Annotated in this window: 14 protein-coding genes; 5 read left to right on the top strand and 9 right to left on the bottom strand. The window is 47.8% G+C overall.

Annotated elements, in window-relative coordinates:
- Nucleotides 1-40 precede the first annotated feature (40 nt).
- Nucleotides 41-1,408, top strand: a complete 1,368-nt coding sequence (locus F7D47_RS12985; RefSeq protein WP_153083689.1) for a DUF3843 family protein — start codon at nucleotides 41-43, stop codon at nucleotides 1,406-1,408.
- 323 nt (nucleotides 1,409-1,731) lie between these two features.
- Nucleotides 1,732-3,147 carry an ATP-binding protein gene (locus F7D47_RS12980; RefSeq protein ID WP_119228633.1) on the top strand — a complete coding sequence of 472 codons (1,416 nt, stop codon included), beginning with the start codon at nucleotides 1,732-1,734 and terminating at the stop codon, nucleotides 3,145-3,147.
- Between the two features lie 170 nt (nucleotides 3,148-3,317).
- Here F7D47_RS12980 and F7D47_RS12975 read toward each other — a convergent pair whose 3' ends face one another.
- Entirely contained in the window at nucleotides 3,318-4,547 is a 1,230-nt protein-coding gene (locus F7D47_RS12975) for an alpha/beta hydrolase family protein (protein ID WP_153085279.1), read from the bottom strand.
- 197 nt (nucleotides 4,548-4,744) lie between these two features.
- Here F7D47_RS12975 and F7D47_RS12970 point away from each other — a divergent pair, with 197 nt between their 5' ends.
- Nucleotides 4,745-5,278, top strand: a complete 534-nt coding sequence (locus F7D47_RS12970) for a TIGR00730 family Rossman fold protein (protein ID WP_153085280.1) — start codon at nucleotides 4,745-4,747, stop codon at nucleotides 5,276-5,278.
- 130 nt (nucleotides 5,279-5,408) lie between these two features.
- Here F7D47_RS12970 and F7D47_RS12965 read toward each other — a convergent pair whose 3' ends face one another.
- The 3 genes from F7D47_RS12965 to F7D47_RS12955 all read right to left on the bottom strand — a co-directional run bounded on the left by F7D47_RS12965 (nucleotide 5,409) and on the right by F7D47_RS12955 (nucleotide 9,072).
- Entirely contained in the window at nucleotides 5,409-6,659 is a 1,251-nt protein-coding gene (locus tag F7D47_RS12965) for an ATP-binding protein (RefSeq protein WP_153085281.1), read from the bottom strand.
- 276 nt (nucleotides 6,660-6,935) lie between these two features.
- On the bottom strand, nucleotides 6,936-8,123 hold the full coding sequence (locus tag F7D47_RS12960) for an FprA family A-type flavoprotein (protein WP_022120142.1): 1,188 nt from the start codon (nucleotides 8,121-8,123) through the stop codon (nucleotides 6,936-6,938).
- A 13-nt stretch (nucleotides 8,124-8,136) separates the two neighbouring features.
- Nucleotides 8,137-9,072 (bottom strand): PfkB family carbohydrate kinase, encoded by a 936-nt coding sequence (locus F7D47_RS12955; protein ID WP_117694956.1) that lies wholly within the window; start codon nucleotides 9,070-9,072, stop codon nucleotides 8,137-8,139.
- A 120-nt stretch (nucleotides 9,073-9,192) separates the two neighbouring features.
- Between F7D47_RS12955 and F7D47_RS12950 the strand changes: the two genes are divergently transcribed.
- Nucleotides 9,193-10,521 (top strand): M16 family metallopeptidase, encoded by a 1,329-nt coding sequence (locus F7D47_RS12950; RefSeq protein ID WP_153085282.1) that lies wholly within the window; start codon nucleotides 9,193-9,195, stop codon nucleotides 10,519-10,521.
- 1,088 nt (nucleotides 10,522-11,609) lie between these two features.
- Here the strand turns inward: F7D47_RS12950 and F7D47_RS12945 are convergent.
- On the bottom strand, nucleotides 11,610-14,165 hold the full coding sequence (locus F7D47_RS12945; protein WP_153085283.1) for a hypothetical protein: 2,556 nt from the start codon (nucleotides 14,163-14,165) through the stop codon (nucleotides 11,610-11,612).
- A gap of 266 nt (nucleotides 14,166-14,431) precedes the next feature.
- The gene (locus F7D47_RS12940) at nucleotides 14,432-15,946 is read right to left on the bottom strand and encodes a hypothetical protein (protein WP_153085284.1); all 1,515 of its coding nucleotides are present in this window, start codon (nucleotides 15,944-15,946) and stop codon (nucleotides 14,432-14,434) included.
- 619 nt (nucleotides 15,947-16,565) lie between these two features.
- On the opposite strand from F7D47_RS12940, the gene F7D47_RS12935 reads away from it, so the two are divergent.
- Complete coding sequence (locus tag F7D47_RS12935; protein ID WP_153083086.1) at nucleotides 16,566-17,252, top strand: hypothetical protein; 687 nt, start codon at nucleotides 16,566-16,568, stop codon at nucleotides 17,250-17,252.
- Nucleotides 17,253-17,303: 51 nt separating this feature from the next.
- On the opposite strand, the gene F7D47_RS15005 is transcribed toward F7D47_RS12935, so the two are convergent.
- The 3 genes from F7D47_RS15005 to lepB form a co-directional block, all read right to left on the bottom strand.
- Nucleotides 17,304-18,044, bottom strand: a complete 741-nt coding sequence (locus F7D47_RS15005) for a WbqC family protein (RefSeq protein WP_228113360.1) — start codon at nucleotides 18,042-18,044, stop codon at nucleotides 17,304-17,306.
- 141 nt (nucleotides 18,045-18,185) lie between these two features.
- A complete protein-coding gene (locus F7D47_RS12925) occupies nucleotides 18,186-18,626 on the bottom strand; it encodes a S26 family signal peptidase (RefSeq protein WP_153085285.1) in 441 nt (146 codons plus the stop codon).
- A gap of 17 nt (nucleotides 18,627-18,643) precedes the next feature.
- The gene (gene lepB, locus F7D47_RS12920) at nucleotides 18,644-20,092 is read right to left on the bottom strand and encodes a signal peptidase I (RefSeq protein ID WP_153085286.1); all 1,449 of its coding nucleotides are present in this window, start codon (nucleotides 20,090-20,092) and stop codon (nucleotides 18,644-18,646) included.
- Nucleotides 20,093-20,096: the final 4 nt, after the last annotated feature.

The raw sequence follows: 20,096 nt of genomic DNA, 5'->3' as shown, positions 1-20,096 counted from the left end.
AAAGTTACAACAAACAGATAACCAAGAAAACTTGAAATATATGAAAAAAGTTATTTTCACCCAAGAATGGATTGCTTTGCATCCATACGAAAAAGCAGACGAAACAGATCTGTATTATACAGAACTCGCCAACGAAATATACCACGCTCTTGACGAGGCGTGCTACACCCATAACTTCAAGAATATGGATGAAGCCAAGCAGCTGGCACTCAGCATTGCCGGTTATTTCGAAGATGTGATTTCGGGCACAGGCATTTGGAAGACTTTCACGGAAGAATGCAAGCAGCGCTACGGCACCTACATTCCTTTCTATGAGAAAGAAAGCGAATTCATCAAGAGTACGCTCAACGAAGATGACCCGGCTTACGACCCTGAGGAAATCAACATCGCTGATGTCAAGTTCCTGCTCTGGCACCATTACCAGCAGAGCAGTTTCGTACAGGAAGCTGTTCCTTTCCTCTTCGGAACCCTGGAACTGGCTGCCAAACTTGCCTACAACATTCTCGACAGAGAGTATGAAACGGCTCCGGAAAACGAGCGTCTTCTGACTTATCTCAGCGAAATGCCTGAGATAGAGGGCAACGCTGAAACGACCGAAGAGGAAATCGAGAAGAACAAGGAGTTGGATGAGATTCACCGTCGCGACACCCTGGCGTGGTTCCATTATGGTTGCTATTTCAACGTGGGCAACCAGAAGCGCCTGCAGTTTACCCTCCAGCAGATGGCAAACTCGCCTCAGGGTCTCACCGAGCCGCTCGCTTATTCTGTGCAGATGGAAATGACCATCGCCGGCAGAAACAATCTTCTGGCGCTCACTTCTTACGAATGGCTCCGCAAGATTTGCAGGAACATGCCTACTCATAAGCTCTGGGAGGATGAGGAGTTCAGGAAGAAGGCTATAGAGCTACATGAAAAGGCAGATCATGAGAAGGCGATTCACGACTACAATCTGCTCAAGGCGAAGGGATATGAAGACAAGTTCATCTTCCTGGAAGATGTGAAGACGCTGAAGGAATTCCTCAAGGAGATTGAATTCGAGTTGCCAAAGGACATCCGATTCCCTCAGAAATATGAGAAAGGCATCATCTTAAGCGGAAGTCCATATACAGGCATCAACATCAGTTTCGGTCTGGCTCATTGCATCGCATCTCCTGAGAACCCATACTATGTTCAGGAGCGTGCAGAGACCGACAGCTTTGGCATTATCAGCGGCAATGGTCTCCCATTCCCTTACGAAATTGTCTGCAAACTGATAGAAAACAACCTGATTCCTGACGCAAACATCTTTACGAGCCAGTATGTAAAGGAAGAAGGCTTGAAGATTACGCAGGCAAACCTCCAGTTCCTTGCCGATTACTACCTGATGGGTAGAAAGGATAAAGACCTGTCGCCTAAGGAGTTGTGGTAAAGACGCATTCAGCATACTCAAAAGTTCACTACGCTAACTCCATTTTTTAAGGGGTTAGCGTAGTAGACTTTTACAGATTTATAGAAAAAAGAGCGGAAAATCAGCTGTTAACTGTTAACTCTGTTAACCCCAAGCTGTTCTTCCGCTCTTTTTATTATAAATGTTGACAGACATTCTTTTGCTGTCTTCAAACAATATTAAAGAGCTATCAGCTTGCAGCAATTATTAAATATACGTAATTTTCCATATAAATATGTAATAAAGTACATATCCATCATTATTTTTTAGTAATTTCGCAGTTAGTAATTCTAAAATCACTAATTATGAAATTCGTAGATAGAATCAGGGAACAAGCTGTTTTACAGACAGCTTTGGAGTCTAAAGCTTCAAGCTTCATTGTGATATACGGACGAAGGAGACTTGGAAAATCAACTCTCATCAGAAGAGTGTTGAAAGATGGAGACATTTACTTTGAAGCCAACCTAAGCGAGAAAACTACCCAGCTAAGTCTGTTGGCACGCACCATAGGCACGGAATATCCGGGCTTCGACAGCCCTGTGTATTCTTCCTGGGAAGACATCATCATGGCTTTCAACTACCGTTGCAAGGAAAACGCAACACTTGTCTTGGACGAGTTCCCATATCTAGTTCAGAAAGATCCAGCATTACCTTCTACTCTACAACGAATCCTCGATAGGCGTATTACCGGAGTAAATGAATTGCGCTGCAACATCATCATCTGCGGCTCTTCACAGAGAATGATGCACGGTCTCTTACAAGGTTCAGAACCTCTTTATGGCAGAGCCGACCGTATTTTCATCCTACGTCCTGTCAAGTTGCCTTGGTGGCAAGAAATCATCAACACCTCAGCCAAGGAACTTGTAGAAGAGTACTCTATATGGGGAGGAGTGCCTCAGTACTGGAGTCAACGAGAAAGATTCTGCTCTTTGGACGAAGCCATTCAAGAACTGATATTAGACGAAATGGGAAATCTCTATGACGAGCCTGCCCGTCTGTTTATGGATGAGGTATCAGATATCGCGCCCTATTCATCTATCATGCTTGCGGTGGGTAGTGGAAAGCAGAAGTATTCCAGCATTTCTGATGCTCTTGGCAAGACTACGGCAGAGCTTGCCAAACCGATAAAAATTCTGACTGAAATGGCTTTCCTCAGAAAGGAAGTACCATTTGGCGAAAATCCGCAGAAGACAAAGAAGATTCTTTATCGGATAGATGACCCATTCATGGCGTTCTATTACAGATTCATCGAACCAAACAAGTCTATGATTGCCTTGGGACGTGGCAACATTGCAAAGAAATTCATCAATGACGGTTTCAACGGTCATGTTGCCGAGGTTTGGGAAAGACTGTGCCAGTTGGCTGTCTGTGGTAGCGACATAGAAGGTCACACATGGGGTGAAGCCTCACGCTGGTGGGGCAAGGTTCCCATCTTTGAAGAAGGCAAGAAAACCCCTGTCGGCAACGAGGAACTTGAATTTGATGTTGTTGCAGAAGACCTCTTTGACAAGAACACAATACTTGTAGGAGAATGTAAATGGACAGCCCCTGATTATGCCGACCGACTTTTGGAAAAGCTGAAGAGAAAGGTGTCTCTCGCCCCATTTGCCCAGGGAAAGAATGTAATATACCTCCTTTTCCTAAGAGAAAAGCCCCTACCTGGTCCTCAGCCTTGCAAGGTGATATTGCCAGAAGAAGTGGCAAGTTTGCTGCATCATTGAGCTAACCTAAATTATGTTCCGTAAGGTAATGATTTAAAACTTGGTTGTAGTAAAAACACAAAAGTCTACTACGCTAACCCCTAAAAAAATGGCGTTAGCGTAGTAGACTTTTAATATTTAAGAGAAGAAGGTACAGAAAAACAGCTGTTAACTGTTAACTCTGTTAACCCCTATTTCAGATTCTTGTCCAGAAACTCCAGCATTTTCTCCTGCGCCTTCAATCCGCAGGAATGAGGGATGTCCCAAAGCTCCGTATCCAGCAGATTATCTGCTCCCTGACTCTTCCAAACCTTGTGCATTTCGGCGAAAGCATCTTTTACACCAGGCACAGGGAAGAGCTTATCTTTTGTGCCATTGATGAAGAGCATCGGCTTCGGACAGGCGAGAGAGGCGATGTGAGGATAATCGAGATATTGGCGAAGACCCGGAATGCAATTCGCAAAGCCGCCATTCTCCTTTCTTCCGAATCTCCGGGTAAGCTGAGCGTCGGTGGTAATCATCCAGCAGATGGAAGCACCCGCCTTGATCCTATCCGATAAAGCAGAGAGCATCCACGAGCGATAGGCTCCCATCGAACACCCCACGCATCCGATACGCTTCGCATCTACCACCGTCAGCGAAGCCAGGAACTCGGTACTGGCGATATCATCGTAAGTCATGAAGGCAGAGAGGTCTCTACCCAGCATCATCATGTTGCCGGCAATGAGATCGTATTTGTTTCTATCCACGCCCTCCTTCCGGCCTCGTTCTCCCCACATCGGAGCATCTGCCGAAAAGACTATGTAACCATGTTTCGCCAGATAATCGCCCACGTACTGATTATCGTAAAGTTGCTTTGCCCACGCATCCGCATCATCCAGAATCTCCTGGCAGAGCGCCTGCTTCGTAGGAGAATCTTTTTCTTCCGGAGTAAAGAAAGGGCGAATCATCTTCTCCTTTCCGATAAAGAGATGAGCACCATGATCATGAAGCGCATTGACTGTTGGGAATGGTCCCTTGCCATCCGGAATCAGGAGATAAGCCGTAATACGGGAATAGGCGTTGATATTAAAGGCGATTTTCTGCGCCTTATATCCGTCTCTCTGTTCCTCGCCCAAAACTTCCATATCCCAAGCCGCAGCCGCTTTCGGAGGCGTCATCATGCATTCGAACACCTTCGCCCTTGCCGTCTTTTTCCACTTCTTGAAGTTCTTAATCGGACTGTTTCCCCAAGCCATCGGATAGGTCAGTTCCTTCTTCAGCGTTTCTACATAGGTAGGAATCTCTCCCTGCCATTCATACTTCTCCCGCTTCTGAAGCTTCGGTTTCGAAGAGGTTTTTGCAAGCGACACAGAGGTCTGTGCAAGCGCCACCGACGCCTGCAACAATGCGATGATACTATATGTGATAATCCTTTTCATTCTCTTGTCTTGTTTTGTTAGAAATCTTTCTTCCTGTTTATAAGATTAGTTATTGTTTGCAAAATTAAGAAATTATCCGCAAAAAGAGCCCAATAATCTCGATATTTTTGCGTACCTTTGCCTAAAACATTTATAAATAACGGATAAAACATTCATAAACAACAGATAAAACATTATCAAATAGAAGATAAAGCAATATGAAAATAGCAGTTTTTTGTTCAGCAAATAAGAATATCGACCCCGACTTCTTCACATTGACTGAAGAGATGGGAAAGTGGATGGCTGAGAACGGCCACGACCTGGTTTTCGGCGGCTGCAACTCCGGTCTGATGGATTGCATCGGCAAGGCGGTGAAGGCGCATGGCGGCAGAACCATCGGTGTGGTTCCTACGCTTGTAGAGCGAGGAGGCAGAACCTTCCCAGACCTCGACATCGAGATTCCGTGTGATAATCTCAGCGACCGCAAGGACCTGATGCTTGCCCAGAGCGACATCTTCGTAGCCCTTCCTGGCGGCATCGGCACCCTGGATGAAATCTTCACCATCGCCGCTGCGCACACCATCGGCTACCATCACAAAATGGTGATTCTCTACAACATGAAAGGGTTCTGGAACTCCACCATCGCCCTGTTGGATGACATGGCAGAGAAAAGGATGATTCGTGGCGATTGGCGGGATGTGATTGAAGTGGCAGATAACCTGGAAGAATTGGCAAAGCTCTGCGAGGGATAGAACCCTCTATAGAAAAGTAAAGCTACCTTCTGCCGAATGACTTCTCGGTAGAAGGTAGCTTTACTTCATAATACATCATTTTATGACGTTTTTTTGTGTCAGACACAATTTTGGGGAGTAAAAACACGGTTTACTTCAGCATCCATTCCCAAGCAGGAATTATATGCACCGTCTTCCCATCCACGGTAAGCTCCTCTTTCTCATTTAGCGTAATGATGTAACCCTCAGACAAATCATAGATTTCCATCGCCTCTTGCAAGCCCTCTATTTCACGCTTGCGAGTCTTCTCATCATCCATCTTCACCGTAACCTGGTAAGCCTGGGTAATCCTTACACCTTCTCTCACCACAAAGTCACACTCCTTCTTGTCGGCATGATAGAACAGGTCACAACCCCTTCGCAGCAATTCGATGAAAACGGCATTCTCCAGTTTTACACCATTGTTATCCGTGACATTGAAACCCATCCTGCTGATGATGGCATTATCTATAAAATACACCTTCTTCGGGCTCAACATCTGGGTCTTTACCGATGGAGCATACTTCAATAACTGGAATATCATGTAGGTTTGCTGAATATATTCCAGATAGTTCTTGATGGTTTCGGGATGGCGAATGCCCACTATCTTTCCCAGCGAGTTATAGGTAACACGCTGGGTGGCATTGCTGGCAAGATAAAATGCAAGTTCTTTAATTTCCTTGTCGTTTGTAAGACCATTGCGAGCCATCACATCCCGGAAGATAATGCTCTCATAAAGTGAGGACAGGTAACTGACGGAACCCGTCTGAAGATATTTCGGGAAACCACCCCTCTCCAAGAAATCACGGAAATGACCCAGCAGTTTGGAACGGCTCGCCATCAGATAGAAATCTTTCTGCGAAGGCTCAATATGCTCCAGCTGCAAGTATTCGGCAAAAGAGAAAGGATAAACCTCCACAGAGATATAACGCCCTGTGAGATGAGTGCCCATCTCCTTGCTCAGCATCCGGGCATTTGAGCCTGTCACCACCACCTTATTGCCTTCATTGTAAAGGCGCCTCACAAAGGTTTCCCAACCCGCAATGTTTTGAATCTCATCAAAGTAATAGGTGTGTTGCTCACCAAAAAGCTCAAAGAAGCATTCCTGCAAGGTTGCAAAATTTTCAAGCTTAAAGTTTACGAGACGCTCATCGTCAAAATTGAAGAAGAAATCTTTCTCCTCCAACTTATCACGCAGTTGCTGCAGCAACACCGACTTTCCACATCGTCTTACACCAGTTATGATAAGGATTTCCGAGGTGGTAAGCCATTCCTCTTCTATGTGTCGAGGGATGGCATCCTGCATAAGATGCCTGCAGTTGTCCTGCTGCTCAAATATTATTTGTTTCAACAGTTCTTTCATTGCTTTACTATTTTATGATTCGTGGGCAAAAATAAGAAAAATATCTGAAAGTAGCAAGAGAAAAAACAAAAATCTTTCATTCTGAATGAATAATTTTTCAGAAATCTTTCATTTTGAATGAACACTTTTGCCTAAAATCTTTCATTTAGAATGAATGGTTTTCGATTAGTTCCTTAAAAAACAAAAGAAAGAGCGGAAAAACAACTGTTAACTGTTAACTCTGTTAACCCCAGTTGCCATTCCGCTCTTTTATAATAATCTCTAACAAGAAATCTTTTATTCTGCCAGCAGCTTCTCTGCCATAGCCTTACCCAGAGCCTCGCACTGCGCCTTTACCTCTGGAGTAATCGCCTGCTTCATATCTACAGGCTCGCCTACAGCCTCGTAGTGGAGCTTAGTTTCGTTCCACTCCTGAATCTTTGCTACTGCCTTGCTTGCCCAGCAATGAGAACCATACCAACCGAGGAGGTGGTTCTTAACGTCCTTATTGGCAAGCTCGGAGAGGAGAACCTCCATCTCGTGATAAAGACCGGCATTGTAGGTTGGAGCACCCACGATAAGGCCCTTGTAGCGGAAGATGTCGCGCAGGATGTAGCTGTGGTGAGTCTTCGAGATGTTGTACATTACGATGTTCTTCACGCCAGCCTTGCTTGCCGCACGGGCGATGATTTCAGCCATGCGCTCGGTGTTGCCGTACATGGTGCCGTAGCAGATAACGAGGCCCGGCTCCGTCTCGTACTTCGACATCTTATCATACATGCCGATCACCTTCTCAATATGCTCGTGCCAAACCGGACCATGGGTTGAGCAGATGTAATCCAGCTCCACGCCAGCCAACTTCTTCAAGGCATTCTGAACAGGGATTCCATACTTACCCACAATGTTTGAGTAGTAGCGAACCATCTCCAGCCAGAAAGTCTCGCAGTTGATTTCCGTATCGATGATTCCGCCGTTCAACGCTCCGAAGCAGCCGAACGCATCACCCGAGAAGAGCACCTTGTTCTTCGCATCGAGGGTTACCATGGTCTCTGGCCAGTGAACCATAGGGATGAGAACGAAACTCAGCTCGTGGTTGCCCAATGAAAGGGTTCCGCCATTCTTCACCTCTACCACGTCATCTGTTACGCCGTAGAAGCCTTCGAGCATTCCCAGGGTCTTCTTGTTGCCCACAATCTTGATGTTAGGGTAATATTTCTTGATGAGGGCGATGGAGCCGCTGTGGTCAGGTTCCATGTGGTTGATGATAAGATAATCGATTTCTCGGTCGCCAATCACCTCGTGGATGTTCTCGAGGAACTGGGTGAAGAAATCAACCTCTACAGTATCTACCAGCGCTACCTTCTCATCGTCAATGATATAAGAGTTGTAGCTCACTCCGTTAGGCAAAGGCCAGAGGCCCTCAAAACGATGCTTGTTGCGGTCGTTTACGCCTACGTAATAAATCTTGTTTGTAATTTCTGTCATATCTTTTATATTTTTATAATTCCTTCTTCTTTTCTTCTCCGAATTCCTTGGAAACATAATTGTAGATGTCCTTGCAGCATTCGGTGGAGAATTCTTGAGCCGAAACAAGGAGACTGTCCCATTGCGCCTCAGATAAGCCGCGGTCGATGTCCTCGCGGGTGATTCCATCCTTGATCAGTCCGAAAACGAAACCGGCATTGAAATTATCGCCGGCTCCGATAGTGCTCACCGGTTTCATCTTCTTCGAAGGATAACTCTTGGCAAAGCCGTTCTCGGCACGAACCTCTACAGGCTCAGCGCCCTGAGTGCAGATAAACTTCTTGCAGTAGAAACTGATTTCGGCATTATAAACCTTATCCGCCTCCGGTTTCTTGTAGAGGATTCCGAAGTCCTCGTGGCTTCCGCGTACGAAATCAGCCATCTCCAGGTTCTCTATCAGATTAGGTGTAATCTTCATGATTTCGTTCTGATGAGAAGCACGGAAGTTGATGTCGTAATAAAGAATGGCGCCGTGCTCCTTCGCATACTCCAGGAAGCCGGCAACCTGAGGACGGACCACAGGATTCAGAGCGAAGAACGAACCGAAGAGCACGATGTCGCCAGGATTGATTTCCGGTGTGGCAAACTCCAGCTGGTCGTGAGGATGATCCTTGTAGAAGATGTAGTCGGCATTGTTGTTCTCGTCGAGGAAAGCCAGCGAGAGCGGCGACTTCGATTCCGGAAAGATGCTCACATTGTCAGCATTCACCCCATTATCTCTCAAAAACTGAATCACATACTCTCCTATGCGGTCGTTGCCCGCCTCGCTGATAAACGAAGCATTTACGCCCGCACGGCCCAACGAGATGACTGCATTGAATGATGAGCCACCCGGTACTGCCTCTATCGGCTTGCCGCCCTTGAAGATGATGTCAAGCACGGTTTCTCCTATTCCTATTACTTTGCGCATTGTTTTTTGATGTCTATATTTATTTTTTGGGAGCAAAGATAAGTCTTTTTGGCGATAATGCAAAATAAATGACTATTTTTTTGGATAAATTACATTTTCAGTGTAACTTTGCACCTTGAAATGAAATACAATACTTATACACTCGATAATGGACTCCGCATCATCCACCTGCCTTCAGACAGCAAGGTGGTGTATTGCGGTTACCAGATTAACGCCGGCACCCGAAACGAGGAGCTGGGCGAAGAAGGACTTGCCCACTTCTGCGAGCACGTTACTTTCAAGGGCACAGAGCGCCGCAAGGCGTGGCACATTCTCAACTGTCTGGAGAGCGTGGGAGGCGACCTGAACGCCTACACCAACAAGGAGGGCACGGTTTATTACTCCGCCATCCTCAAGGAGCACATCGCAAGAGCCGCAGATCTGCTCACCGACATCGTTTTCCATTCGGTTTATCCGCAAGCGGAAATCGACAAGGAGGTAGAGGTAATCTGCGATGAGATAGAGAGTTACAACGATTCTCCTGCCGAACTGATTTATGATGAATTCGAAAACATCATCTTCAAGGACTCGCCGCTGGGCCACAATATTCTGGGCACAGCCGAGCAGGTTCGCTCGTTCAAGACAGAAGATGCGCTGCGCTTTACAAGAAAACTTTACCGGCCGGATAATGCGATATTCTTCGCTTACGGAGACATTGACTTCAAGAAGCTGGTAAGACTTCTTCAGAGGGCGCTCGCAGATGATGAATCTGTGGTCAACCTTGCTGAGGAAAAGCTCCCACAGATTTCACAGATTACACAGATCTCATGGAATGAGAATTCTATTGCTGAAGAGAAATCTGTGTCATCTGTGAAATCTGTGGGACCTAAAAATTATCCATCTGTGGGGGAAGAGGTTGCCGGGCAGACGATTGTGATGCAGAAGAATACGCATCAGGCTCATGTGATGATTGGAACCCGCGCCTACGATGTGAACGACAGCCGCAGAATGCCGCTCTATCTGCTCAACAATATGCTGGGCGGACCGGGAATGAACGCCAAGCTGAACCTAGCCCTGCGCGAGCACAACGGACTGGTTTACACCGTAGAGAGCACGATGGTGGCTTATGGCGATACGGGCATTTGGAGCATTTATTTCGGCTGCGATGAGCACGACGTGAAGCGCTGCCTAAGACTGGTTCGCAAGGAACTGGATAAGTTCATGCAGAAACCGCTGAGCGAGGCGCAGCTCAAGGCCGCCAAGAAGCAGATAAAGGGACAGGTAGGCGTGGCTTGCGACAACCGCGAGAACTTTGCCCTCGACTTCGGCAAGAGCTTCCTTCACTATGGCTGGGAGAAGAATGTAGACCGACTCTACGAGCAGGTGGATGAGATTACTGCCGAACAGATACAGGCTGTGGCTCAGGAGTTGTTTGATAAAGACAGGCTCACCACGCTGATTTTCAGATAATGTTGATTTTCAGACAAATAGCTCAAGTAATAAGAAAACAAAGAAGGCAACAACTTGGGTCGTCATGCGACTTCCCTCGTTGTTGCCTTCGTAATTTAATGAATTAAAAACTGCTTTTTTCTTAAAAACAACTAACAATTAACCTAAAAACTTAAACCTAAAAACCTAAAATGAAAATCTATAAAACCTAAAACGAATTCTTAACAATCTATATATGAAATCCCCAATCAGAATTTATCACGAAAACTCTCAGGGGACAGTATGAATTTCAAATGAAAAGGAGTTTTTACTCTCCTCTCTGATTTCGGAAGCCCTTTTGGCTCCCTACTGTTTTTTACTCAGCTGTGCATTGCTGCCAGCCATTTTTTAATCTCGGCTCTTTTGGAGCCCTTCGCATGGCTAATCTCTGATTAAGCCAACTTGTTGCTAATAGCACCAACTTCAGCTACACATGCAACAACTACTGCGAAAATCATTCCTAATACTAACATAATTTTTTCCTTTCTTAAATTTGTTATCTTAAATATACAATCTTGTAGTTTTACCTAACAAAATCTTAACTCTTTACCTCCCGAAGGAGGATTTCCATGCTTTCTCAGCTTCGTAGCTTATTTGCCGCAGTTCATTCCGAGGTTCATACCTGTGCAAGCAACTACTGCGAATGCTACTACTGCTACTGTCATTATCCCGAACATTGCCATAATCTTTTTCCTTTCTTTTAACCTCTTAATCAGTCTCTTCGAGATTTTCCAGAAGTCTTCGTCCGAATCTCAGAACCTGGTTCCGAACCGGCCTCAAACTTGTCTCGAATCGATTTCATAAGTTATCCTTACTGAATCAATCTTTTATCCTTTTTTCTTTTTCTGGTGCAAAGGTACAACTTTTTGTGTGCGCACACAAATATTTTAGGAGAAATGTTTCAAAAAGCCCTTTTTTCTTGATTAAGGTCAAGAACATTTACATTCTCATTACAAAATCAGGCACGAATTACACGAATTACACGGATTTAAGTCTCTCATGTCAATTAAAACACATTCATAATCTCATAGAACATCCGTGTAATCCGCATAATCCGTGCCTAATCTATTCTACGCTGCCATTTCCGGCGTTCCGTAGTGCCCGTACTTGGCGATGAAACGGGCGGTCTTGGTGTAGGTGCCGTCCTCGTTCTTCATGATGAAGCCACGCTTCTTCCAGTTGCACAGCAGGATGGCAAGCTTCGTCTTGGTGCCATGAACCTGACAGATGTTCTGAATCTCAGTCTTGTCAAAGGTGTCATGAACGTAGAGAAGAAGATTGCTCACACCGGGAGTATGACACACAGAGCGGCTGTCTGCATCTATCGCCTCCTGCATCTGATTGCCGAAGAAACGCATCTTGCACCACAGATCATACTTCACGCTCCATACGATGAAATCCTCTATCGCCTTCTCCCACTTCTCGCCATTCGCCAGATAAAGCACCATCGCGCGGCGGAAACCATTCGCCAGACCACGCTTGGCAAACTCGGCGTAAGGCTTGTTGTAAGCCAGCTGAGCCATCTCCATAATCTCATTCTCCAGGCGCTCGATAAGCTGGCGAGCCTTACGGCACTCCTTGAAACCGCTAGCTGCGTTCAGCTGCTGGATGTAAGGAGAAAGCTGCGACTTGAACTGCGCATCATAACTGCCCACCTCCGGACGCGGAGCGAAATCGGGACGGATGATGGTGGCGAGCGACAGGCGGCTCACGGCTCCATCAGCCACCTCACGAACCGAGAAGAACTTCTGCGTAACGGCAATGGTGCTCGAAGCATTCCAGTTGAAACGGGTCTTTACGCGGGCTGTAACGCTCTTGGTGCCTACTCGCTCCTGGCCGTCCTCTGAATTGTCCCAGCAGAGGCGAATCAGCTGGCTAGGGTCGTTAAACTTCCTGAGCATGTCTACCTCGTCCATCTTGCAGTAGAGATAAGCATCGCCAGCCTTCTGTACATCGTCGAGACGCTGGATGTAGGCAGCGCGGGTAAGGTCGGGCGAAACGATGCGGATGCAGATGTCTTCCGGGCGCACAGGCTTCTTCTTGTTGTCGCCCATGGTGTTCACCTCGTCCTTCCAGTCCTGCTCCTTCTGGCGGTTCACCTTATCCATCTGAACCAGGTCTTCGATGATGCAGTCGATGGGTCCGTTGACGAGCGATTTGCCTGACGACATGGCTGCAATGAGCAGATTCATCATCGCCGCCTCGTGCACCTGATTATCCGTGTAGCGGAAGGTTACGCCCTTAAGATGAGCGGCAAGCGCAGGGAAGACCGCCATTGCCACAGCCGCCTTGAAATCGGCAGGCACCTTGCTGGTGAGCAGCTTGATGAGCTTAGGCAACTTGGCTGGCAACTGAGGAGGAACATCGGCATAGATTCCCGCCTTCTCGGTGGCCTGCTTGGCAAGATGATTCTTGCGGGCAGTCTCTACAGCCTGCTTTACCAAATCCGGAATCGCAGTAGATTGCGCCACCTTGCAGGCATTCTCTACGGTGGCGAACGCCTTCGCCTCGTCTTCGCCAAAGGTTTCTATTACCTGCTTGATCCAAGCCGCCTCACTATTACAGATGTATCTCAGCAGGCAGGCTTCACGATAGATGAAGTTGTTGCGGTTGCCGTGGACAGGAGCGCCGCCCATCAGCTCTACCAGCGCCTTCACAATCTCCCCGTAAGGAACGCCGTCGTAAGTCTGCTCATACTGCACGGCATTGGCAGCCCGTCTCGCCTTCTCCTCCTCGCTCTCGATGGGTTCGAAATCTACGTTTGGAGCAGAAGATGCATTCTGAAATGCCTGGCTCTGAGAAGATGCATTCTGAGAGGCTCCTGACCGGGCTGAATCTACATCCAGCGGACGTCCGTCAATATCCAGTCCTCTCTTGCGGTAAGCCTCACGATATTCAGCCACGGCTTCCTTATCCAGGCGCTTGTACCAGTCGTCGGCAGTATAAATCTGACTTGCCGCATCGGTGATGAAGATGATGCGCTCCGGGGTTACGCAGCTAGGGTCTTCGGTGGCGTGGATGAGTTTGCAGAAGGCGCTCTGAGCCTCAGCGATGGTCATTCCTACCGGGATGCGGATATCGATGTGGGCCTTGTTGCGGGCTGAGCGCTCGATGTGGAGCACTTTCCCCTTCCAGAGTTCGATGTCTTCGGCTGAGAAGATTTTCTCTCTGAAGAGCTTCTCTGTAGGCTCATCAAACATTCCGTTCAGCAGAAGGGCGTTCTTCACCGCTGGCTCAACCTCCTCAGGGTTATCATTATCTACGGTTGTCTGGAAGGTGAAAGCCTCTGGGTCGATGAACTTCTGGGCACGATGGTCTTCGAGGAAGTGGAAGTAGTGAGGCGAGCGGAAAGGCAACTGCTTCTTGAGGTCAGTAATCTTGCGGTCGAGCTGCCGGTAAGTCTCTCCTGCCTTCATCTCCTCCTGCATCATCTGGTTCTGCTGGGCGGTGAGGTCACGGATCTGACCAACGAGCTGTGCGAGCCAAGGCTGCTTGGTAAGCTCGGTGTAGTAATCGAGGAGATGGGATGAAATCTGTCCCATGTTCGCTCTGCGGTTAGGGTTCATTGCGATGATGCGGCTGCTGAGCTGCTTGCATTCATCAAAGGTTAATGATTTTTGTGTCATAAATCTATATTTTTTAGTTGTAAAAGACAGGCTCTTTGCAGAAACCTGCCGCCTCCCATTCTGAAAAGCGGTGCAAAGATAAGGAAAAAGAAAGTAACTCCATTATTATACCTCTGCCGGTAAAAGCTGTATAGAAATATCGGGCAAGAGGGATAAAAGTTTTTAGATTCAGGTATAAAGAGAGGTATAAAACAAGGGAGAAGAAAAGAAACAGGCTACAAGAAAAAAGCGTTGGCAACAGATTACAAATCCGCTGCCAACGCCCATTATTCTTTTAGCCAATCATCTAACATAATACCCTTCTTAAAAGCTTCTTCTCCCAGGATTTTCATAAAAATATCAACAATCTCACAATAACGGTTGAATTTTGCCTCTTGTGTATTAATCAATTCTTCCTGCTCCAGATCTTTCCATTTCAAAGCTTCATGGTTGGAAAAGGGAGCGATTCCTGCTTGCCTCAAATCATCCCTACCGCAGAGACGAGCTTTCGGACCGGATATTTTTTTGCCTTCAAATAGCTCTTCCAAGAATGTACAGAACGATTGAGGAGATTTGGGTGGGAGTAATTCCCAATCGCCCATCAGGCGGAAAATAGGATACCAATAGGCCTGTTTTGAAAGAAACACGCCATAATATCCCCTCTTCTGATAAACAGCAATCTTCAAGACTGCCTTTTTCACCAGTGCCATGAGTTCCTTCTTATGCTCTCCAATCGCAGGTTTCTTCCCCACAGTCTTCATCGCTATCAGTGACTCCTCATCGCCGTGCTTGCCCCATTGCTTCACATCGTCCACCCTGCCGTTCATAATCATCAGCACGATGCCCGAGAGCAGCTGGAGCATCTTCTTTCTAGGCACACGCTTATAGAACACCTGACGGAGAAAATCTACAGGGTCGGCCTTGAATGTTGGGTAGAGATTGTGGGGGAAGGCGTCCAGCTGCTGTTCTATGGCGTCCAGCTGGTCTTTATAATCGTAGGTGCCCGTCTGCTTCTTCTTGATGGCATTCGGGGCTTCTACGAAGAAAGAATAGGCCGCACGCTCGCGGTAAGCCGAACTGGTGATGAATCCCATCTCGGTAAGCAGAACAGCCCGGAGGCGCTGCAGTTCCTCATCGTCTATCTGCTCCAGCTTATGAAGGATGCGGTTTCTGGCCTGCGTCATTTCGCGGGAATAATCGCTGCGCTGGATTTCGAGGAAACTGCTGAGCCGCTCTCTAGCCTCAGAAAGGCAATCAGAAAGTTCCTCGCGCAGCATCGCCTCAGTTTCTGCATCAAGAGAGCCTTCAGAGAGCGTATTCTGGAGACGGATGATGCTGTTGATGACGCCTTCGAGCATCATGGTGCAGTCGCTGAAGCGGGTGAGCTGTTCGATGGGCAGCACAGGACCGGAGTATTGCCAGTCATCATAAATCTTATCATCATATATTTCGCGGCGCGCCTGCTCCATCTCCTCATCAGAAACATCAGAGAGTGCCCTCACCATGAGCTGCAATCCAGCCTTATCGCCCTCGTTCTTGCTGTTGCAGCCTATGCAGCGGGTGCGCAGGTTCCGCTCCTTACGGGCGATGATGAGGGCGCGTACGTCCTCGCCTTCCAGGGCTGAAACATAGCCTATGAGCTGCTGTTTGTCATAAGCTTTCACCGCCAGCATGTCGAAGGTGTTGGCGTCATCGGGCACGAGGCAGATGGTTCTCCCCTCTGCTTCTTTAGCATACTCTACCTCATGGCCTTTCACGTCATTATGGGTGAGTCCTACGATATGGAATGTGAGATTCTTCATTTTATGTTGTTATTATTGTTTTTACGTTTGTTTGCAGTCAGGTTACAAAAGTAAGGTTTTTCGGTGAAACCACCAAGCATTCTTGTTTAAATTTCCTAAAAGCAGCTGGGGGGTTAACAGGGTTAACAGTTAACAGCTGTTTTTTGCATGGTCCCCCTCGCGTACCTTATTATATAATATTATATATATACTTATTTTTATATAAGTGTGTGGATGGAAGTATGCATTTTTGGGGTGTTAACTGTTAACCTGTTAACCTTTCCCTCTCAGAACGCTCCTCTCCCAACAGAACGCCCCCTCTCCCGATGCCTGTTAAAAGAAGACTGGCTGAGCCTTGGCAGAAAAAGCTCAAACACCCTGCTACAGTCCATTTTACGGGCTTATATGAAGGCTGGCATGAGGCATAAATGATGACTGATACGAGGCTTAAATGATGGCTGAAAAGGGGCTAAATGATGCCTCGCGAGGGGATGGATCATGCATCGCGACGGAATGAGAAATGCATCACGAGGGAAGAAAATTTTCATCACGATGGAAAAAAATCAGCCTCGCGAGGCAGAAAATTGGAATATTTTTCATAACTTTGCTGCCAAAATATGAACAATAAATTTTTAAGAGTATGAATTCAAAATCAGCAGCAAAATTGGCTGCTTGCGCCTCATTAGCGCTATTTTTGAGTGGAATTCCTTCACAGAAGGCCTGTGCACAAGAGCAGGAGAAGAAGGTTGTGGTAGAAGATGCAGACAACGAGAAGCGCTATCTGCCAGCCAACAGCATCAGCGTAAGCAGCGGATATTCATGGCTCAGCAACGAAATTCTTACGGCCAACGGCGATAAACTGGGCAGAACGCCTACCGGCTTCGACGTGACCATGGAATACGCCCATCTGTGGAAACTGAAGAACACCCGCCGTCCTATTTATATCGGCTTCTCCATTAATGGCGTGGGCAGCAGAACCAAGGTGAAAATCCCTAGAAACGGCGGCAACGACGTCGACGATGTAATCATGAACTATTTCGTCGGTGCGGGTTACAAAATGGCCTACAAGACCAACAAACGCTTCATCTGGAATCTGCTGCTGAGCCTTGGCTACGCCTGCACAGACGAAGATTTCGCCACCGTAGATGGCTTTGGCGTCTATGCGGAAATGGGATGCGAATACATGCTCAGCAAGCACTGGTCGGCTGGCGTGAATCTTGGCGGCATGTCATCCGCTTACAAGCAGCCGGTAGGCTGGGACGGCAGCAAATATAAATTCGGAATCGATCACAATGGCTTGCGCGCAAAGCTGGCCTACTACTTCTAATTACGGAACCAGGCACATTGATTTTAAAAGCAGCGAGGCGATACTCTTCTCTTATAGGAAGAATATCGCCTCGTTGCCTTCATTGAAAAGAAGGTCAAGGATGCTCATATTGGGCTGAAAACCGTGTTTCTGCCCGTAAACCTGGTAATAGCGCTTCGACTCGAATTCGGGGTCAGGAAGGGGTTTCTTGGGGCGAATCGCATCGCGGAAATCCTTGATTGGAGTGTTGAGTGTTGAATGTTGAATGTTGAATTGGGCTTGCGCCTCAGGGCTATCGAATTGGCTTTCCCTTCGGTCGCCGAACGTTGTTTCTTCACTCTTAACTCTTCGTTCTTCGCTTTCTATGCTCTTCACTTTTCGTTCTTCACTTAAAACGTATTCGTCAGTGACGCTTATCTTCGGACGGATGTCGAGGAGCTCTATCATCTTCGCGGTTGTCTCCATGTTGAAATCGAAGAGGAACTCGTATTTCTTCTCGTAGAAGGGGCGGATGTCGTCCTGATAATACTCGAAGAATGGGCTCTCGCCGTAGGCGGAAAGGAGCGCATTCCAGTGGACGTGGCGCCAGTTGGCGTGGTCGGAGATGCGGATGTCCTTCATCGACAGAGAGATGTCGTGATTGGTGGGGATGGTGAGCGAGAGGGGGCCGTTGGTGGTAGGGATGATCATACGGTTACGATAGGTTTGCTTGATAAAGCTCTCGTGGCGCTCTATCAGGCATTCATCGTAGCGGTTCAGCTTCTGGTACCACTGGATGGGGCCGAAATATGTGGAAGAAAGAAGGGCTTTCAATTTCTGCTTTGTTATGAAGGGTTAATGATGAAGAGGGGGACGAGCGATGGAATCGCTCGGAACGGGGGCAGACGGGAGACAAGCTTTCGAAGGGGCTCCAGGATGCGGCAAGCTGAAGCGAGGGGCAGCGGAGCGAGGAAGCTAGAACAGCTTATGGGCTTTGCCTATCATCTGGTGCTTGTGGACGAGCTGCTGGCCGGTTGGCGTCTTCAAGAGATAGAAGCGGCAATCCTTGCAGCCGCAGCGCTTGCAGCATACGGTTGGAATGACGAACTGCATGGTGTCGATGCGCAGCGTATCGCCCGGAAGCTTCTCTATCCTGCCTATGAAATGAGACTCGAAGACGCGCTTGCGGCGCTGGTTCTTGGGCTGGTAAACCACCGTATCGGTGAAAACAACCACATCGCCACGCCCGAAATTTTCGCAGTCAATCCTGTTCACTATCACCCGGTTGCCTGCCTTCAGCTGGGGCGGAAGCCCAGCCTGAGGCACCGAGAAGATAGTGAAAACATAGGTGCGCACTGCCCAAGCCAGGAGCAGCGACAACACCAATGCTATTAGGAATTTGACGGCAGTCTTCAATTCTTATTTCTTTTTTCTTACTTAATATTGTCTACAAAAGTGAAGAGGCGGTTCCAACGGATGCCTGAGAAGCCCGGATGATCTGGGCTGTGGCTCCACCAGATGAAAATAGGCTTGCCCACGATGTGATCCTCAGGCACGAAACCCCAGTAGCGGCTGTCGGCTGAGTTGTGGCGGTTGTCGCCCATCATCCAGTAATAGTCGAGCTTGAAGGTGTAGCTCTTCGCCTGCTTGCCGTTGATGAAGATGCGGCCGGCGTTGTCTACCTTCAGGTCGTTGCCCTCGTAAACCTTGATGCAGCGCTCGTATACAGGCAGATTCTTCAGCGTAAGAGCGATGCTCTCGCCCTTCTTCGGAATCCAAACCGGGCCGTAATTATCTCTTGTCCAGCCGGTATAGGCGTTGAGCGGATAGAGGTCGCCGTAGGTTGCATCTGTATTGATAGAGATGCTCTCTACGAGGTTCCTGTTCGCCTTCAGCGCCATGTAAGCCTTCTTGGTGAGCGGAATCACGCCGCTCTGATTATACATCAAGAGGTCTTCGTTGGTGATTCCCAACTCATCGGCAAGGTTGATTGGGAACTCGCCCTTGAGTTTCATCTTATAAGTATACTGCACGTTATCAGGCTCCTTATTCGCCTTTCCGTTCAGATAAACGATGCGGTTCTTGATCTGCAGGGTCTGTCCAGGCAAGCCCACACAGCGCTTTACATAGTTCTCGCGGCGGTCGGTAGGACGGCTGATGATGTCGCCATATTCGCCCGGCATACTGCTGATGTAGTTGCGGCCTGTAGCATAAACCTGCTCAAAATAATGGCGCTGCTGCAATGGGTTCATCGCGCGCACATCCTTTTCCTGTCCGTTCTGCTGCATCAGCTGGTCGCCGATGCTGTAAACCATCTGGTAGTAATCATTCGCCTGATAGCGCTCCTCATTGACGAGCGTATCGCCTGCAGGATAGTTGAACACAACGATGTCGTTGAGCTTCACGTTGCCCAAACCCTTCACGCGGCGGTAATCCCAGTGAGGCCACTCAATGTAGCTCTTCACGTTGACCAGCGGCATAGTGTGCTGGGTGAGCGGCATGGTGAGCGGGGTTTCAGGAATGCGAGGTCCGTAGCTTACCTTGCTCACGAAGAGATAATCGCCCGTGAGGAGACTCTTTTCGAGAGAGGAAGACGGAATGACGTAGTTCTGGAAGAAGAAGAGGTTGATGAAATAAACCGCTACGAGTGCGAACACGAGCGCATCTACCCAGCTCATGATGAAACGGATAGGACCTTCCTCATCCTTCCACCACTGCCAGTGAATCTTCTTGGTGATGTAAACATCGAAGATGAACGGAACCACAATGAGTCCCAGCCAGCTTTCTACCCAAACCAGAAAGAGAAGATAAAGGGCGAGAACCACTGCGAACTTCGCCCACTGTACCTTCATATTGAGTTTTTGTTTCTGCTTGTCTATCATAACT

Origin of the sequence: Segatella copri, from assembly GCF_009494835.1 — a bacterium.
GTDB classification, from domain to species: domain Bacteria; phylum Bacteroidota; class Bacteroidia; order Bacteroidales; family Bacteroidaceae; genus Prevotella; species Prevotella copri_F.
Note: the sequence above shows the minus strand (reverse complement) of the source record. Positions and strands in the feature narration are given on the sequence as shown.

What these genes read in the sequence shown, in the direction of transcription:
- F7D47_RS12985 (WP_153083689.1), top strand. Translation starts at nt 41, where the DNA reads ATGAAAAAAGTTATTTTCACCCAAGAATGGATTGCTTTGCATCCATAC.
- F7D47_RS12980 (WP_119228633.1), top strand. Translation starts at nt 1,732, where the DNA reads ATGAAATTCGTAGATAGAATCAGGGAACAAGCTGTTTTACAGACAGCT.
- F7D47_RS12975 (WP_153085279.1), bottom strand. Translation starts at nt 4,547, where the DNA reads ATGAAAAGGATTATCACATATAGTATCATCGCATTGTTGCAGGCGTCG.
- F7D47_RS12970 (WP_153085280.1), top strand. Translation starts at nt 4,745, where the DNA reads ATGAAAATAGCAGTTTTTTGTTCAGCAAATAAGAATATCGACCCCGAC.
- F7D47_RS12965 (WP_153085281.1), bottom strand. Translation starts at nt 6,659, where the DNA reads ATGAAAGAACTGTTGAAACAAATAATATTTGAGCAGCAGGACAACTGC.
- F7D47_RS12960 (WP_022120142.1), bottom strand. Translation starts at nt 8,123, where the DNA reads ATGACAGAAATTACAAACAAGATTTATTACGTAGGCGTAAACGACCGC.
- F7D47_RS12955 (WP_117694956.1), bottom strand. Translation starts at nt 9,072, where the DNA reads ATGCGCAAAGTAATAGGAATAGGAGAAACCGTGCTTGACATCATCTTC.
- F7D47_RS12950 (WP_153085282.1), top strand. Translation starts at nt 9,193, where the DNA reads ATGAAATACAATACTTATACACTCGATAATGGACTCCGCATCATCCAC.
- F7D47_RS12945 (WP_153085283.1), bottom strand. Translation starts at nt 14,165, where the DNA reads ATGACACAAAAATCATTAACCTTTGATGAATGCAAGCAGCTCAGCAGC.
- F7D47_RS12940 (WP_153085284.1), bottom strand. Translation starts at nt 15,946, where the DNA reads ATGAAGAATCTCACATTCCATATCGTAGGACTCACCCATAATGACGTG.
- F7D47_RS12935 (WP_153083086.1), top strand. Translation starts at nt 16,566, where the DNA reads ATGAATTCAAAATCAGCAGCAAAATTGGCTGCTTGCGCCTCATTAGCG.
- lepB (WP_153085286.1), bottom strand. Translation starts at nt 20,092, where the DNA reads ATGATAGACAAGCAGAAACAAAAACTCAATATGAAGGTACAGTGGGCG.